Consider the following 15,595-nt stretch of genomic DNA (forward strand, 5'->3'; position numbering starts at 1 on the left):
AAGATGAAATCAATTAAACAGGACGATCATTCCGTTAACCCACCGCTTTCTGTAGAAGATGCGACAGAAACCAAGTCATCCCTGTCACGCCGGGATTTTGGAAAATTTGCAGCCGGCCTTGGTCTTGCATCGGTAGTAGGTAGTTCAAATGCTTTTGCGCAAGACAAGCCGCTATCAGCTGACAAAGACAACCAACCGAGTGTTACCCCTGAAGGTTACGAAGGAAACATTGCTGTCTGTACGGTATTGATCGTTAAACAAGAAATGGAAAAAGAAACCGATGATGTTTGGGACCGACATAAAAAATGGCTGAAAGAAACTCACGGCCCTTGGGGCATGGTTTCGTACACCGTTGCGAAACATAAGGAGCTGAAGTATCCACTGAAACCAGAAAATGGTGAAACAACGGATCGAATTGTTTATGTGATCCACGAAGTGTACAGACATCTTGAAGGCCTGAAAAAACACTACGCAGAGTGTATGGATGGCAACTATCTGGAAGACTTTATCAGGATTTGCACCGCAGAAGGGAACACATTTACTGTGTTACAAGGCGCTCCAATTACTCATTCGCTACTTCCAAAAGACTGCGACTTCCCTATTACGTTCGCCTCATAAGGTCTGGTTTAATGAAAAAAATTCTTGTTACACTACCGCTCATTTTTGCCTTACCTGCTTTTGCTGGAACACTAAAACTGACCAGCGAAGATATCGGGCAAGGAAAGCTTATGACTTCCAAACAAGAGTCTAGTGGCGCGGGTTGCAACGGCAGTAATCATTCTCCACATCTTAAGTGGTCGAGTGTTCCGGAAGGAACCAAGAGCTTTGCTGTTACCGCATATGACCCTGATGCACCTACAGGCAGTGGTTGGTGGCACTGGCAACTTGTTAATATTCCAGCGGATATTACTGAGTTACCAGCTAACGCTGGCAGCACGACAGAAAACCTTGCTCCTGAAGGTAGCATGCATATTGAAAATGACAAGGGAGAAAAAGGCTATGGTGGAGCATGTCCCCCGAAAGGACAAAACGCACACCGTTATCAGTTTACTCTCTATGCACTCGCTACAAAGGGTTTACAACTACCCCCGAATGCTTCCGGCGCTATGGCTGGTTACATGATCAAAGCATATACGATTGAATCGGTGACGATTGAGGCAACATACAAGCGCGATTAAGTCTGTAATTAAAGGCACCTTACTTAATTGTAGGGAGTGATTTATTTCTCCCTACATCTGAATCGCCACTAACTTGTTGGACGCCTTTTAGTTAGACAAAATGACAAACAGAGAGGTGCCTATGAGCAGAAAAAGATATCCCGAAGAATGCAAGATTGAAGCCGTTAAACAAGTGACTGAAAAAGGACATAACGTTGCTGAACCGCTCTCCTCGAACGCTTTCTCTTACCTCTGCTGGTATAAAGGCAAAGCGCAAAGCGCAAAGCAGAAGCATTGCGTGAAGAATTAAGGGAAACAATTCAGGCTGCACACAGTTTTCATGCAGAGTCCAAAGGACTGTTAAAAAACACGGCCATGGAATCATTTACTAAGAACGCTCTGCAATCCGTCATTAATAAGTTTCAGGAGCTTTATCCTGAAGTAATTATTGAGGTTCACATTAACAGTCACTTAGTTGACATTGTCGGAGAAGGTTTTGATATCGTATTCCGCTCTGGGCAATTTCAAGATTCACCTTTTATTGCTAGTTACTTGGCCCGGAATCGCTCCGTATTGGTAGCGTCACCAGAATATCTAATCAGATATGGTAAACTAGACACTATGGAAGATCTGCAAAAGCTTCCTGTCGGAGGATTTGCCACGGACACTTTTCGTATTAGCGAACTAAAATATACTGACGTCCAGAATCAAGTTCAAACAATGCCTATGGACTGTGCGTACTTTGGAAATGATATTGATCTTGTTGTACAACAAGCACTTTCTGGTCGTATTTACTGTAAGTTCCCTGCTGTTCATATCCGAGATGAAGTTTTGTCAGGAAAATTAGTGCCCATTCTGACAGATTTGAAAATACCATATTACAACCCATTTTACGCCGTTTATCCTCACCGTGACATGTCGATGCGTACACGCCTGTTTTTGGATGCAGTCCGAAATTCTATTGGAGAAGATACTCCATGTTGGGAGTCTAATATTCCCGGGAAAGGTGTGGCTACTGGCTTGAACTAGCCAACAACAGAAGGCAAATGAACCATGGTTTATTATGTTTAACTAACCGGAATCATTCAACGTAACGGGCCGGAAAGTGGTCAAAATGTACAAGCAGCGCATGCAGATAGAGGAATGTTTTAGGGATAAGAAAAATGAACATCTTGGCATCGGACTGGGGTATACAAATTCAAAAAGTGCTGAAAGGTACGATAACCTTCTCTTGGTAGCAGCGTTGATTTTATTCATTTTATGGAGCTTAGGATATGCCTCAGACCAGTTAAATCAATCTCGCTTACTTTAAGCAAATACTGTGAAAAAGCGCAGAGTATTATCATACGTATATCTTGGAAAGGAGGTCATTGATTATGGGCGATATTGTCCGGATGAATAGATACTGGTGTTTGTCTTTAGCCAGCTATCGGAGCCGGCTATAGGTCATGAGAGTTTGACGTAAATTTGTGGGGGGCCCTAAGCTTTAGGGATGGTATATCAACTTTATTCATTGTCGATGACACGCCACGATGGCAACACATTTATCACCATCCTATTCGACGATCAGCTATAGCTAGCTCTTCTCACTATAGAGCAGCATATTTTAGAACTTGCCACCATTTACCCATTCAGCTTTTGGTGGGACGGATTCTTGATTGACCCAGATTTCTACGATTTTTCCATCTTCAACTCTGAAAATATCAAAACGGGCTATTTCCTGCTCTTTATAGACAACGCGGCTATAAGCGACAACGGTATTGCCCTGGCCGATAACTCTCACGATCTGATCATAGGCCCCCTGATAGTTTTCAAGAGGCTCAACTTCTGAAGAGGTGTGAGTAATCAGAGTGCTACTATCTACAAAAGATGCGAACTTTTCTTTCTGACCAAGAATCATTACATCACAGATAAAGTTACGGACAATCTCTTTGTTATCTTCAGTTGATTCAGGGCTAACTATTTCCACTGGTCCGCTGATTTGATCTATTTCTGAACCCGGTTTAGTTTCAAATGCAGCAATAACATCCCAGTGTTCGATAATCTTGTCATCACTGTCCGTGTCAAATAGATCTGTCGTTACCCATTTAGCATCACCATTATTGATATCCTGATAAGCCTGCACAAAGACATATTGCCCATCTACGACAGAACGGGCTATACGAATGTCTCTGACCTTACAGCGCTCTATAAAAGGTTCGAAAAACTCTACGAAACCTTCGATGCCATTTCGTACACCAGTGCTGTGTTGGGTATATCGTCTACCGGTATATTTAGTTACTGCCTGACGAGCATTTCCGTCACGTATGCCTTCTAAATAAAGGTTCGATGCGTTTTCCAGTTTCTGACTCATTGGTATCTCCGTTGACATGTATAACTGGTGTGAATATGAGTATTGTTGATGATAAGTTATCAGGGCTGCGCGTAAAGGTAGATACCTGCTTAAAAATGGTGAATCTAATCCTGACTTTCTATGTATGGTACAGTTTTGTTAAGAGTCCAAATAGTCAGAAGAAACAGATCAAAGCGGGTCCTGATGGATTTTGGATGACCACAAGGGAAAAACTATCCGAAAGGTCATTTTATCCAAAGATCCTAGCTCACTCTGTCCAGAAGCGAATAATTTTCTCAAGTAAGCCTGCATGATTATGCAAGCGTGACTTTTGGCTAGAAGTGTTAAGAAGTGAAAACTTTTGGGAGTCACTGAGCACCGCACTTTAACTCTCTGTCATTCCTGCAAGCCCGATTAGCAGAGGACGGAATTTATCGGCCTAAATTTTTGCTGACAAACTAAGGGGCATAAATTGCTTAGAGTGATTACGTTAAATCATTGCTGGACAAAGGCAATCCAGTCCCCATTGTTTAACATCCCCCAGAATGCCGTCATCCTCACGCAAGTGAGGATCTCGTAAAGCGCGTAGCTAATTGAAAAATAATGACTACGTCACGTAAATTGCGTTCACTGTTTTTAAGGTGTATGTCCCCTTAGTGCTCCTTAGTGCTGGCATAACCCAAGTAACATCAGTGAAGAGTATTTACCAAGCTCGAATGTTCAGGCTTGGTAAATACGGTTAAATGCTCTTAACCATTATTAAGAGGCTTACTTGCATAGACACCATGACCATCTTTACTAAGATCAAAAGAGATATCATTGTTTAAATCTGCACATGAATACAAAGCAGAATTTTCAGTTTCCGCAACGAGACTGCAGTTATCCTTAATACTGTTTATATCATCCGCATCAAATTCAAATGTAGCCGTAATGACTTTAGACTCTGTATTGTGTAGAACTTCAATATTTACTGCAGATTTTGGTAGGTAATTTGGTAACCAACCTTGTTTAAAAAACTCGGCCTTCTCAATATCCATGTAGTTTTTGAATACTGTAGCAACAGTATCATCGGATGTTGCCGCCAAAGTATGAGCCGAGAATAATAGAACCATGGGTATTGCCAATAACAGTTTAGTTTTCATCTTTGTTTCTCCATTTGATGACAGCGATATAAGCCCTGCCGATTATTTAAAAGCGTTCGAACAGGAAGAATATTAAGCAATTTTGTAACTAAATATGTCACTTGTTAGTCAATCATAAGTTAACGTTCAATTAATTAAATCAATATAACCAATACGTTAAGAGTCATTTTTTGGGATATTGCTTCCGTAAATCAAGAGAAATATCAGAGCCGCGTAAAATGAACAGATTAGACGTTGTAATAAATGACAGTGCTGGTAGAGAACAAATAGCCGAAATCGTGCAATATGCGATGTTATGTTGAACGGAACGGGTTGCTTTAAGCCTAGGATAAAAAAAGTGCGCGAGGGCTCTGTATCATATAGAACACCGACTAGTGGTACTTCGGACCGAGAATTAAGTAGAAATCGTAGAAAAAATCGGCTTGATGATATGCAGAGATGAGACTGACAAACTAAAAAGGGGTTTTGTACCCATTTCAGCGAAAAGTCTAATATGAGTCGCCAGCTCTTTATTTATAAGGGCTGAATGCAGAGGTTTGTTTCTTGGGCCATCTCTTATAGCGTCAATATTGCTTGGTAATTAGGATACGACAGAATCGCTTGGTGATCACAGAGAGTTACAACACTCGCTGAAACGTCTCTGGACATTTACGAGCTAGCGAGTTTGCGAGTCTATTAATTCTCTGACTAGCTGATGTATTGGAAGACTAACGCATTGCTCCGCAGAAAAACCAGTGCCTTGTTAGCTATAATATTAATCTTTATTCAGTGATTTCATGTTTATATGGATATCCTTTTCCCGTCTCAAGATAGTCCTTCAAGCTTCCTAAGAAATAGCCCCAACCTTCTTCGCAGATTTCATAGCATTCGAGTACTGGCATTAAGCCTTCGTGAGAGAAAGCTACTTTACTCCCAGTTTCATTTTCAACGATCTTCCATTTTATAGTAGTTCCTTTCCATTCATCTCTAGCTTTTATGTCTCCAAGGTCGTGATTTGCCTCAGTAACTTCCCATACAAGAGATTGACCTGGGAAGGCCTCAGATACCGTCATCTCCCAAGATGTTGTTTTCTCAAATCGAACTATCAATTGGTCGCCAACTTGCAGAGCTTGGTTTGATAATTCCGTCCACCATTTATCAATATCCTTTGTAATGGCTTTATATACTGATTCAGGGTTTGCGGAGATCAGAATCTCAGTTGAATAGCTTCGTCTTGACATGATTTATCTCCTCATTCGATATGATCTATCTTCGTTAATACAGGTAACGAATGCAAAGTTAATCCCTAGCAAGGCAAGCCTAATCTCTCGTTCCCACGCTCTGTGTGGTAAAGCATACCTGACTTAGAAGTGCCACGCAAAGTTCGTGCTTTGTCCCATCTCCACTAATCATCCAGTGCATAATCCTCGCAACTCTCGTTCCCACGCTCTGCGTGGTAATGCATACCTGACTTAGAAGTGCCATGCAAAGTTCGTACTTTGTCTCATCCACACTAATCATCCAGTGCATAATCCTCAATAAACGAATGGAGTTTAGAGGGGACCCACTAGCGTTATTCCAGTGCCCGTAATTATGACGGTGAAACAGGACTAATTAATATCTGCCGATCATGGTGATTTTGGGCTCAATATGCATTCCCACGCAGCGTGGGAACGAGGAATACTTAGACAATCAATGAGTAAACCTGACGACTGATATATTCGATGATGTAAATATCTTTAAAGATATGGAGGTTGCGTTTGAGTAGAGTGGTTTTACTGCCATTGGTATTCAATAGTTGAAACTAAATTCAGACTATCATCCTGATCTAACTCCATATACTGTTCTTTCATTATTTGCCCCATGGAATCACGAGATAGGAACTTTATGGATACGGACTTATCAGAAGCTTCTGTGCTATTTTCTAACCAGCTTTGGTAACAGTTTTCTTCTTTGATTAGACGATGGTTAGCATCATAAACGTAAACACGCTCATTTCTTTGGCGGCTTTGTACAACATCATCAACAAAGGTTTTTCCAATCATTACTGCTTTTGCCACTTGGTTTAATCTATTGTATTCGTAGTGAGTGGTATCGACATTAGTCCCTACGATCGCCACTTTAGAATACTTTTTGCTGAAAATCCTATTGCCATCTGAATCATACTCATAGGTGGTTTTTTCTATCTGATGACCCCTTACATAAAGGGAAAGCGCCAATAATAATCCACCTTCTGAATATGTGTATAATCGCTCGTCTCTACTACCATTTGGATATACTTCTGTTTCCTTGCTGATATCGCCATTTGAGTTGTATTCATAACTGACGACACTGGTGTTTACACCATTTTTAACCATTGAGCGGGTTACAAGCATTTCGGACTTATCATACTGATACAATTCTAGTGTTTGTTTTCCAAAGCCATAAATCGATTTTTTCTGTGCTAACAGCCCGTTTTTACTGTACAAAAAATGTTGTTCTCTCACATCCGAGCGTTCCCGCTTTTCATAGTGATGAATTTTACGCGTAACAACGGAATTTGGTTTTGTATCTAATGTGATAACTTCCGCAAGAGCCAATCCACTTATTGCATGAACGAACATGACTAAAAATAAAGCTAGGTTAGTCTTCGTTCTTAGTTGCTTAAGATTTATATCGTTCAAACCTTTGCCCCTGAATCAAAAAAGAATAACAGCCATCCTTTCAATAAAGGTGGCTGCTACAGTATGTGTAAACGCTTTGTACTGAGCTTTAGTGGCTTTCTGGATTGATGACCAGCAGCTGAATCCACATTGTTTGACAGTTTTCTTTAGAGTTCAGTCGGACGTTGCGTACTCTACCTGCCCACTTTTCTTCCCACTTAGCCGCACATATATCGGCACCAGCCTCTAGCGCTTTTTTATAGATCCAGTGCTCCTGACCATCTGAATAACGAATCATCGTCTCCTTCGCTTTCTTTTGAAACTCCAGAGATGAAGCCGCTTCATAGGTGAAACGCTTCATATCTTCGACCATCTCTTTGTAAGTCTCAAAATGCTCATGGGTGGGAACCATTCGCTCATGTCCTGTAATGATTAAATCAAAATCATAGGTATCAAGGATGATTTTAGGCAGTCTCCAAGTCATGATCGGATCAACGGCTTCACCAAAGTGAATCCACGGGGCCGCATCCGCATGGAATGTATCGATTGCTAATAGGATTTTCTGCTCTGGGGCATATACAAGACTATCTGAATGCGAGTGCCAGTTTCTGCCTAAATCTTTAAACTCCAAGCGTAGGCCACCTGTGTCCAAAACATAGTCATCCTGCCAAACAACATCAGGCACAGGACGCATTGGGTCATTAGCTTCTTTTAGTAATTCAGCCGTTTCACTGTTGCCAATCTTAATGGCAGTTTCTGGATACAAGTGCATGCCCCGCGCATGATCGCCATGGTGGTGTGAGTAAATGACATGCGTAATAGGTTTATCTGTAACCTCAGCAATTGCCTTAAGTGTATGTGGTGCTAGGCCTGGTATTGCGTCATACACAATAACGCCATCTTCGGTTACAAAGAAGACTTGGTGTTCAAAAGCATCATGCACAAAATAGGTGTTTTCAGCAATTTGGTAGTAGTTGTACCCACGCTCTGGCAGAGGTTGGTATACGTAATCTCTGACACTGTACTTCTCTTTCATTGCTTCTAGATCAAAAGCGCCTTTTTCAGTTGTATTCGAAGCGTCTTGAGCCGCTGCGCTTGCACCAAATGAAATAATTGCTGCGGTAAAACATGTCGTTAAAATTCTGGATGGTAATAGATGCTTAAACACTCTCACTGGTTTCTCCTAAAATTCATAAGTACCACTACTTAAATAATTATTCTGTTAGCTGGTCGAATAGTTATGTTAATTCGGTTTAACTACTGCATAGTTCTGAAGTGGTAGGTATTTTAAACGCTGAGGTAATAGTATAACTAGACCATTCATGTTAAATTCATTGTTCAGTAAAACGTTATAATAGGTTAATAAATCATGCTGGAACATACTCGTCACCTTGCGGTTTTCGCTGTTGTTGCTGAAGTAGGATCATTTAGAGGCGCAGCTAAAAGGCTGGGAATCTCACCTGCTGCAGTAAGTGGACATGTCACCCAGTTAGAGGAAAGTCTGAATGTTGCACTGATTTACAGAAGTACCCGCAAGTTATGGTTAACCGATCTTGGGCGAAAAGTAGCCAGCGAAGGGCAGGCTATTCTTGATGCCGAGCTAGCAGCAATAGACATTGTCGAGGAGCATAACCGAACTCCAAAGGGTAAGCTTAGAGTCTCGGTTCCCAGTTGGCTTCAAAATGGAAGGTTTGTGGATGATATTGCCAGATTCTCTACAATTTATCCCGAGACAGAAATAGATCTGACGTTTTCAGACTCTAACGCGGATCTCATTGGCGAAGGTATTGATTTAGCTTTACGAGTCGGCCCAGTAGCAGATTCTGCTTTAAAGTGCCGACACCTTTTGTCTATCCAAGAGTTACTGGTAGCAAGTCCAAGTTACCTTAAAGGAAAACCGCCTTTGATGACGCCTGATAATTTGGAAAAGCACAGGTTTGTCTCTTTTGCCGCGATGCAACTAAATCCTGTATTTATATCCAAAAAACCAGAAAAAAAGAGTTATCAAAAAGTCTCTATTAAATCCCAATTCTCTGTAGAGTCTGTTCACTTTGCCTACAAGTTTGCGCTTAGTGGAGTTGGGCTGGCAATCATTCCAGATTTACTGGCAGAAAGGCATATCAAAGATGGAGAATTAATAGAACTGTTACCTGAATGGCGTCTACAAGCAAAAGAAATTCTAGCCATTTGGCCTGCGAATGCGGGAAAGTGGTCCCCCGCGCGGATATTAGTTGATTTCCTTGTTCAAGACTTAATTGAATACGGTGAACAAGATGAGTTAACCAGACGTCACCTACCAAAAAGCAAACACCTTGCTGATACCTATCAACAAGGTGAGTAATCTACATATATTTGCTGAATTAACGTAATTTACTATAGATCAGCTTGTCTGCAGAAAGTTTGCCGGCACCGTTTATTAATATAAAAACGAACACTACAAGCAGGCATGCTTGATATTCGTAACCACCATTGCGAACATCAAACCCGTTCGGCCATCCTAATAGAACAACGGCAACGGTTAATGACACAATATTGGCCAGAGCACCAATACGTGTAAACAGCCCTATTGCTACTGCGATACCCCCCAGTACTTCTCCTAGAGATGCAATAACTGCCATTAAATACGCTGGCTCTATACCTATCTTACTGAAAAACATAGCAGTACCATCTAGATTAAACAGTTTGCCTTGCCCATGATATATCATGGTGATACCTGCAAAAAATCTTAAAAGAAGGTCGTGATACATGAGTTCGCTAGGTTTGGTTATTAGCTGAAGTAATTCTTTCATCGATAAGATCCAAAGCCTTATTATTTGACTACAACTGACTGGTCAGACAGTTTAACCGTGAAACTAAAAGAGCCTTCGTTTAAGGTCCATTTACGTAACGTATATTCACGAGTACCTGAAGAGTGGAATGGGTCTGCGTCAGCAATGGCTTTTGCTTCTTTGAACGAACTCGCTCGGATAATAATTAATCCCGCTTTGGGCATACCAGTGTGATTTTCTTCAAACAAAGGACCAGCACCAAACATAATTCCTTCATTTTCCAGCTTTACTTGGTAATCCAAGTGAGCGCCAGCATGTTTCTTAAATTGTTCTGGTGTACCTACCAGTCTGGTTTCGTAGATATATAACTCTTTGTTTAAAAAACCGTTACCACGGGCTTCCTGCTCAGGCGTTAAAAAGTCAACGGCCATGACATTTCCGGTAAATAGGATAGACAGTGTAAGGAGTAACCAATTAGTCAATTTAGCATTTTTCATAAGATGTTCCTTTTGAGAATGAATGTAAAAAATACTAACTTCCTATCAATACCTTGACTATATAGGTCATATTGAATTCATTGTTCATAAAAACGCAATAATACTAAGCAAACCATACTTCCCCATTGATTACATCGTTTAACTAAACAATGAATTCAGAACAACTAGTCTAGTTAGGTAATAGCACCTCCGATTAGAATGTTTGTAACTTTTTTCATTAATCCTTCTGAGGCAATAACTTATGTCAGAGATTTCAACAGTACTTAGAGCCGAGTTTGACAAGCGCAACCTTATTCCTGGTGTCTCTTTTATCCTAATTCTTGTTGTGGTAGCCGTTCTGAGAGGGTATTTGTGGGCCCAACCTGGAGAATGTTCACTGGAGGACTATCCCGGCGCCGCATTTAATGCATGGGAAAATGGCGAAAAACTCAAAAACACACAATGCTACCAAATGGCATTTCGCAATGCATCTGACCTTGCAATGAGCCAAGAGTATGCAGAGAAGTTTGAGGCAGAGATGGCTCGAAAATATCCAGTTGCTGGCTATAAAATTGGCTTACATGATCCGGAGATTCAGGAGATGATTGGTCTGCCTGATTCCATGTTTGGCGTTTTTTACGGTAATGACCCCTTCTACTCAAATGGTGATGTAGTCAAGTTGAATGGTCAGGAATTTAATTATGAACCTGACCTACTGATGAAGGTATCCAGTTCAGAAATCATGAGCGCAACAACGTTAGAACAAGTAGTCCAATATATTGATGGTATCTATGCCTTTATTGAACTGCCAGTGCTACTAGGTGACCCAGACGAGGTTCAAGATGGCTTTACCTACTCATTTTTAATGCAGGCGTTGAACCTTGGTGCCCGTACCGGAGTCATTGGTGAATACTACTCATTAGATCACGATGACCCTAATTTACTGGAGACGCTACGTAATATGACTGTGGTTAGTTCTAATCCAGATGGTACTCAACGCAGTATCTATCACACTAACGAAGAACCCGTTCACTGGATGATCACAGCCGTTGAAGCAGTAGAACACATGAAACGTCGTGGACAAGAACTTAAGGCTGGCGATGTTATAAGCGTTGGAGCGATGATGGAAGAGTTCATCGATGTTCCTGAGCCAATCGAAGGTAAGCGACATGTCCATTATTACATCGGTGACGATATCATATCTGTTACCGCAGGTTTTCAAGAATAACGTTGCACGTATATAAAAGGATCACTAACAATGAAAAACTTACTCAACTATACCTGCTTGGAACGCTTTGCAAGAAACCACCTGTTGTTCCTGCTAACATTGCTTCTGTCTTGCGGATTACTTTTTCCGGTTATAACAAAGCCACTATGTTTTGGATGATGATTATGGGGTTTGATGGCTATGGGCTTCCGGTCTGGTTTATGGCTTTTTTAGGTATGGCAGAAATTGCTGGTGCAATTTCACTTTATCTTAAACGTTGGGCCCTACTTGGTTCTATTGGAATGAGCACCATATTGATTGCCGCATCTAGCATTCATATCATGAACGGTGATGAGTTCAAAATCGGTGGCATGGCCTGGATTATGACCCCTTTGATGTTTTTGGTCACCTATTACCATTTTCGCGCTAGAGTAAAAGAGCTTGGTATCACAAAGCTCGGAGAGTGTGCTATCCCCACGTCTTAACGTTTGTTCGATTAGAGCCGATAAGGCTAGGATATAAGTGGCTTGTGTGACTCACTATGGGGCAGAAATGAGCCAGTGGTCTTGCTAACCTACAAAGCCAAAAATACTAGCTATTCATGCAAACCCAAGTGGTTTGCATGGCAGGGAGTCAAGAGAGACTTCTCTTGCCCGCAGCTCACGTTCATCTTTTGCGAAGCAAAAGTGTGACGGGAGCGCAACGGGTTGTTGCTATACCGTTTCACTTTTTAGTGACACGGTTTTTGGCGGTTTACTGCCAAGCTTATTCTAATCGGATAACTCCAATTTAAAGCTATTCACGGCATCAACCAACTCTTCTGGTGACAGTGGTTTCGCATAGTGCCCGTAGGTCATCGTATTGTGTTTATGGCCAATTATTTGAGTGACCACATGCTCTTCAATGCCAGCCTTTTGCAGTTCGTCGACAACGGTATGACGAAATGAGTAAGCGGTTGGTCGTTGTCCCGCCTTGAAGTGACAGGCATCCAGAACATCACCAAAATGGCCTCTATAGTCCTTTGACCAATCTATATCGTCTACACGAGGGACAAGGTCAAAAAGCTGAATGGCGCCTTGTTGCTTTCGTTGATCCACATAGTCAAGAAGACAAGAGATAATCAGTTTTTATGTATTGGTACAACTCTGTTGGTAGCGACATTTTTTAGGTGTTGGTTTTCCGCATCATCGGATCAGTAATATGTCCATCTTTTTAAAAAATAAGTAACAGCTCAGTCACGGTGTCTTTACATTGCTCTCTGCGCATTAACATTTAGCTGAAATAAATGTCTACACGCATCTATTTCGTTGACTTAAATCATCTATTAATGAGTAGCTCATCAATTATAATCCAGCGTTATTATTCGTAATTGATACATCTATCAAACTTGGGTTATGAACAGTAATCATTGCAGTTATGACAAGCTAATGAGCTTATTTAATACACTTCCAGATAGGGTTTTTGTAATCTCTGAATCAGGAGTCTTCTTAGACGTGTTTGGTGGCATCGACACTAACTCTCCATATGATATATATAAACTAGTCGGTTTATCGTTAAGTGATGTCCAAAATGAATCACAGACAAAGAAGTTTCTTGAGGTTATAAGTAAAGCAGTATCCTCCTCTAAGACCCAGCAACATATATATAACTCTGCCCCCGTTGAATTTCCTTATCCAAATCAATTGATAATAAACACAAAAAAACAATGGTATGAAGGTCGTATTCATCCTCTAGAAGAACTATACGAAGGAGAGCGCGCAGTAGTGTGGATATCAAGAAATATCACAAACAGTCATGAGCTCAAAGAAAGATTAGTGCAACTATCTGAGCATGATGATTTGACGTCCTTACTCAATCGCCGTGCTTTTTTCTTTAAAGCTCAGCAATGTTTTGCATGCTTAAAACGATATGGCGCAATGTCTTCAGTACTGATGATTGATATTGATCATTTTAAGAACATCAATGATACAAATGGCCATCTATTCGGTGATGAGGTTTTAATAGGTGTCGCCAAATTGTTAAGCAAGCACACCAGAAATACAGACAGTATAGGGAGACTCGGAGGAGAGGAGTTTGCCATCATCCTCAAAGTTACTGAGGCAGAACAAGCTATGGAATTTGCTGAGCGAATTAGACAGGCAGTTGAGTCACATACATTCAAACATGAAGGCGAAAGTGCACATTTGACGGTTAGTATTGGTGTAAGTCAAATTGATACATCAGATAGAGATTATAAAAGTGTTTTCCAGAGAGCTGACGATGCCCTTTATACGTCAAAAAGGGCTGGACGAAATCGGGTCACTACCTTCAAAAAAGAAAATTAACTAATGCGGTAAAAGCGAAGCGTCTTGTCATACCGTTTCACTTTTTAGTGACACGGTTTTTGGCGGTTTACCGCCAAGCTTATTTTACTAAGATACGTCTAACAGAAAGCTATTCACCGCATCAACCAACTCTTCTGGTGAGAGTGGTTTAGCGTAGTGCCCATAGGTCATCGTGTTGTGTTTATGACCGACAATCTGAGCGACTACATGCTCTTCAATGCCAGCCTTTTGTAGTTCATCGACAACGGTATGTCGGAAAGAATAAGCGGTTGGTCGCTGTCCCGCTTTGAAGCGACAGGCATCCAATACATCGCCAAAAACGTCACGATAATCTTTTGACCAATCTAGGTCGTCTCCACGGGGAACGAGGTCAAAAAGTTGAATCGCACCATGTTGCTTTCGTTGCTCGACATAATCAAGAAAACCTGACTTGAGCAACGTCTTGTGTATTGGCACTATTCTGTTGGAAGCGGCATTTTTCAAGTGTTGGTTTTCCGCATCTTCGGAAAAGTGGATACATGGTGTATTACCTAACTTGATGTCCTTGATGCGAAGCTGACAAGCTTCAGAAGGGCGGCAGCCTTGATGCATCTGTACCTTGGTTGTCCAGTCAAATTGCTCGCCTTGCACTTGATAGGCTCGACTGGAGAATAGCTTTTTCAGCTCTACCGCTTTCCAACGCCTTCGTTGGGTTGGTGTATTTCCATTTTTCGGTAGTTTTACCACCATAAACGGATTACTTACCATCAATTCTTTTGCCACACACCAGTTAAAGAACTGCCGATTGGCTGCCAAATAGTCCTTTAAGCTTTTATGGCTAAGCTCACGCTGTATCAGCTCATCTCTGTAAGCCATGGCTAGGCTGTTACTTGGTTTTTCAGCACCTTGGTTAGATAGATAGTTTAAAAAATCATTACAACGTTGCTGGAGCTGTTTAATGGTTAATTGGGTGACATTCTCAAGCTGCTTGGATTCAATGAACTGAGCAAGTTCTTCTTTACCGACACTAGGACGGGGTGGTGACGCTTTTGCTGTTGTAGCACTAAGCAATGGGGCTCTTGTCGTGGTTTCTGGCTGGGTTCGATAATTTTGACGTAACTTATTAATGGCATCAGCAAGTTCGGCTTTGAACTCGGCAAAACTTAATGCCGTAGCTTTGGCTTTGTCGAAAAGAGTGTGAAGTAGTTGAACCTGTTCGATATTTCTCAGGTAAGCAACTTTTCGCTCACGGGTAAGAAGGGAGAATTTTAACTCTTTTGCGTAGCCTCTTTCACGCAGTGGAAGAGGGGTAGCGATACGAGTGTAGTAAACGCTATTCGGAAGTCTCAATAAGTACATCTGTGCCACCTTTCTGTGCAAGATGATTTTCGAGGCTCTAGATACAGAAAAACCGCTGTAAAAACAGCGGTTTATTCTTTAAAAGTGGCGGAGAGATAGGGATTTGAACCCTAGATACGCTACAAACGTATGCCGGTTTTCAAGACCGGTGCTTTCAACCACTCAGCCATCTCTCCGTGTGGGACGCATAATATAGGGGTTGGAATTGCTTGTAAACCCCTGAAATCACT

General features: G+C 41.4%; 17 protein-coding genes, 1 tRNA gene and 1 pseudogene. 9 read left to right on the forward strand and 10 right to left on the reverse strand.

The features are described 5' to 3' along the window. The first annotated feature begins 3 nt into the window (after positions 1–3). The 4 genes and pseudogenes from PGX00_RS06955 to PGX00_RS06970 all read left to right on the forward strand — a co-directional run bounded on the left by PGX00_RS06955 (position 4) and on the right by PGX00_RS06970 (position 2,186). Positions 4–618, forward strand: a complete 615-nt coding sequence (locus PGX00_RS06955; RefSeq protein ID WP_272133963.1) for a hypothetical protein — start codon at positions 4–6, stop codon at positions 616–618. Between the two features lie 11 nt (positions 619–629). Next, positions 630–1,178 carry a YbhB/YbcL family Raf kinase inhibitor-like protein gene (locus tag PGX00_RS06960; RefSeq protein ID WP_272133965.1) on the forward strand — a complete coding sequence of 183 codons (549 nt, stop codon included), beginning with the start codon at positions 630–632 and terminating at the stop codon, positions 1,176–1,178. Positions 1,179–1,299: 121 nt separating this feature from the next. Then, positions 1,300–1,380: pseudogene (locus PGX00_RS06965) on the forward strand (transposase); the annotation flags it as partial. 71 nt (positions 1,381–1,451) lie between these two features. Further along, complete coding sequence (locus PGX00_RS06970; RefSeq protein WP_272133966.1) at positions 1,452–2,186, forward strand: substrate binding domain-containing protein; 735 nt, start codon at positions 1,452–1,454, stop codon at positions 2,184–2,186. 577 nt (positions 2,187–2,763) lie between these two features. Here the strand turns inward: PGX00_RS06970 and PGX00_RS06975 are convergent. Beyond that, entirely contained in the window at positions 2,764–3,510 is a 747-nt protein-coding gene (locus PGX00_RS06975) for a nuclear transport factor 2 family protein (protein ID WP_272133967.1), read from the reverse strand. Between the two features lie 35 nt (positions 3,511–3,545). On the opposite strand from PGX00_RS06975, the gene PGX00_RS06980 reads away from it, so the two are divergent. Then, on the forward strand, positions 3,546–3,803 hold the full coding sequence (locus PGX00_RS06980; protein ID WP_272133968.1) for a hypothetical protein: 258 nt from the start codon (positions 3,546–3,548) through the stop codon (positions 3,801–3,803). Between the two features lie 435 nt (positions 3,804–4,238). On the opposite strand, the gene PGX00_RS06985 is transcribed toward PGX00_RS06980, so the two are convergent. The 4 genes from PGX00_RS06985 to PGX00_RS07000 all read right to left on the reverse strand — a co-directional run bounded on the left by PGX00_RS06985 (position 4,239) and on the right by PGX00_RS07000 (position 8,426). Beyond that, positions 4,239–4,631 (reverse strand): hypothetical protein, encoded by a 393-nt coding sequence (locus PGX00_RS06985; protein WP_272133970.1) that lies wholly within the window; start codon positions 4,629–4,631, stop codon positions 4,239–4,241. A gap of 761 nt (positions 4,632–5,392) precedes the next feature. Continuing rightward, a complete protein-coding gene (locus PGX00_RS06990) occupies positions 5,393–5,851 on the reverse strand; it encodes an SRPBCC family protein (protein WP_272133972.1) in 459 nt (152 codons plus the stop codon). Between the two features lie 534 nt (positions 5,852–6,385). After that, positions 6,386–7,273, reverse strand: a complete 888-nt coding sequence (locus PGX00_RS06995; protein WP_272133974.1) for an RHS repeat domain-containing protein — start codon at positions 7,271–7,273, stop codon at positions 6,386–6,388. Positions 7,274–7,361: 88 nt separating this feature from the next. Then, on the reverse strand, positions 7,362–8,426 hold the full coding sequence (locus tag PGX00_RS07000) for an MBL fold metallo-hydrolase (protein ID WP_272133976.1): 1,065 nt from the start codon (positions 8,424–8,426) through the stop codon (positions 7,362–7,364). A gap of 195 nt (positions 8,427–8,621) precedes the next feature. Here PGX00_RS07000 and PGX00_RS07005 point away from each other — a divergent pair, with 195 nt between their 5' ends. After that, a complete protein-coding gene (locus PGX00_RS07005; protein ID WP_272133978.1) occupies positions 8,622–9,593 on the forward strand; it encodes a LysR family transcriptional regulator in 972 nt (323 codons plus the stop codon). A 19-nt stretch (positions 9,594–9,612) separates the two neighbouring features. On the opposite strand, the gene PGX00_RS07010 is transcribed toward PGX00_RS07005, so the two are convergent. After that, complete coding sequence (locus PGX00_RS07010; RefSeq protein ID WP_272133980.1) at positions 9,613–10,041, reverse strand: DoxX family protein; 429 nt, start codon at positions 10,039–10,041, stop codon at positions 9,613–9,615. A 20-nt stretch (positions 10,042–10,061) separates the two neighbouring features. Next, positions 10,062–10,517, reverse strand: coding sequence for a YciI family protein (locus PGX00_RS07015; RefSeq protein WP_272133982.1), 456 nt, complete (start codon positions 10,515–10,517; stop codon positions 10,062–10,064). Between the two features lie 241 nt (positions 10,518–10,758). On the opposite strand from PGX00_RS07015, the gene PGX00_RS07020 reads away from it, so the two are divergent. After that, positions 10,759–11,724 (forward strand): hypothetical protein, encoded by a 966-nt coding sequence (locus tag PGX00_RS07020; protein ID WP_272133984.1) that lies wholly within the window; start codon positions 10,759–10,761, stop codon positions 11,722–11,724. Positions 11,725–11,726: 2 nt separating this feature from the next. Continuing rightward, a complete protein-coding gene (locus tag PGX00_RS07025) occupies positions 11,727–12,188 on the forward strand; it encodes a DoxX family protein (RefSeq protein ID WP_272133986.1) in 462 nt (153 codons plus the stop codon). 285 nt (positions 12,189–12,473) lie between these two features. On the opposite strand, the gene PGX00_RS07030 is transcribed toward PGX00_RS07025, so the two are convergent. Continuing rightward, complete coding sequence (locus PGX00_RS07030; protein ID WP_272133988.1) at positions 12,474–12,800, reverse strand: site-specific integrase; 327 nt, start codon at positions 12,798–12,800, stop codon at positions 12,474–12,476. 330 nt (positions 12,801–13,130) lie between these two features. Here PGX00_RS07030 and PGX00_RS07035 point away from each other — a divergent pair, with 330 nt between their 5' ends. Continuing rightward, a complete protein-coding gene (locus tag PGX00_RS07035) occupies positions 13,131–14,027 on the forward strand; it encodes a GGDEF domain-containing protein (protein ID WP_272133990.1) in 897 nt (298 codons plus the stop codon). Between the two features lie 87 nt (positions 14,028–14,114). Here the strand turns inward: PGX00_RS07035 and PGX00_RS07040 are convergent, their stop codons facing one another. Next, a complete protein-coding gene (locus PGX00_RS07040) occupies positions 14,115–15,365 on the reverse strand; it encodes a tyrosine-type recombinase/integrase (RefSeq protein WP_272133992.1) in 1,251 nt (416 codons plus the stop codon). 85 nt (positions 15,366–15,450) lie between these two features. After that, positions 15,451–15,541 (reverse strand) — tRNA-Ser (locus tag PGX00_RS07045). Between the last annotated feature and the right edge of the window lie 54 nt (positions 15,542–15,595).

Origin of the sequence: Vibrio algarum, assembly GCF_028204155.1 — a bacterium.
In the GTDB taxonomy this organism is placed as follows: Bacteria; Pseudomonadota; Gammaproteobacteria; order Enterobacterales; family Vibrionaceae; genus Vibrio; species Vibrio algarum.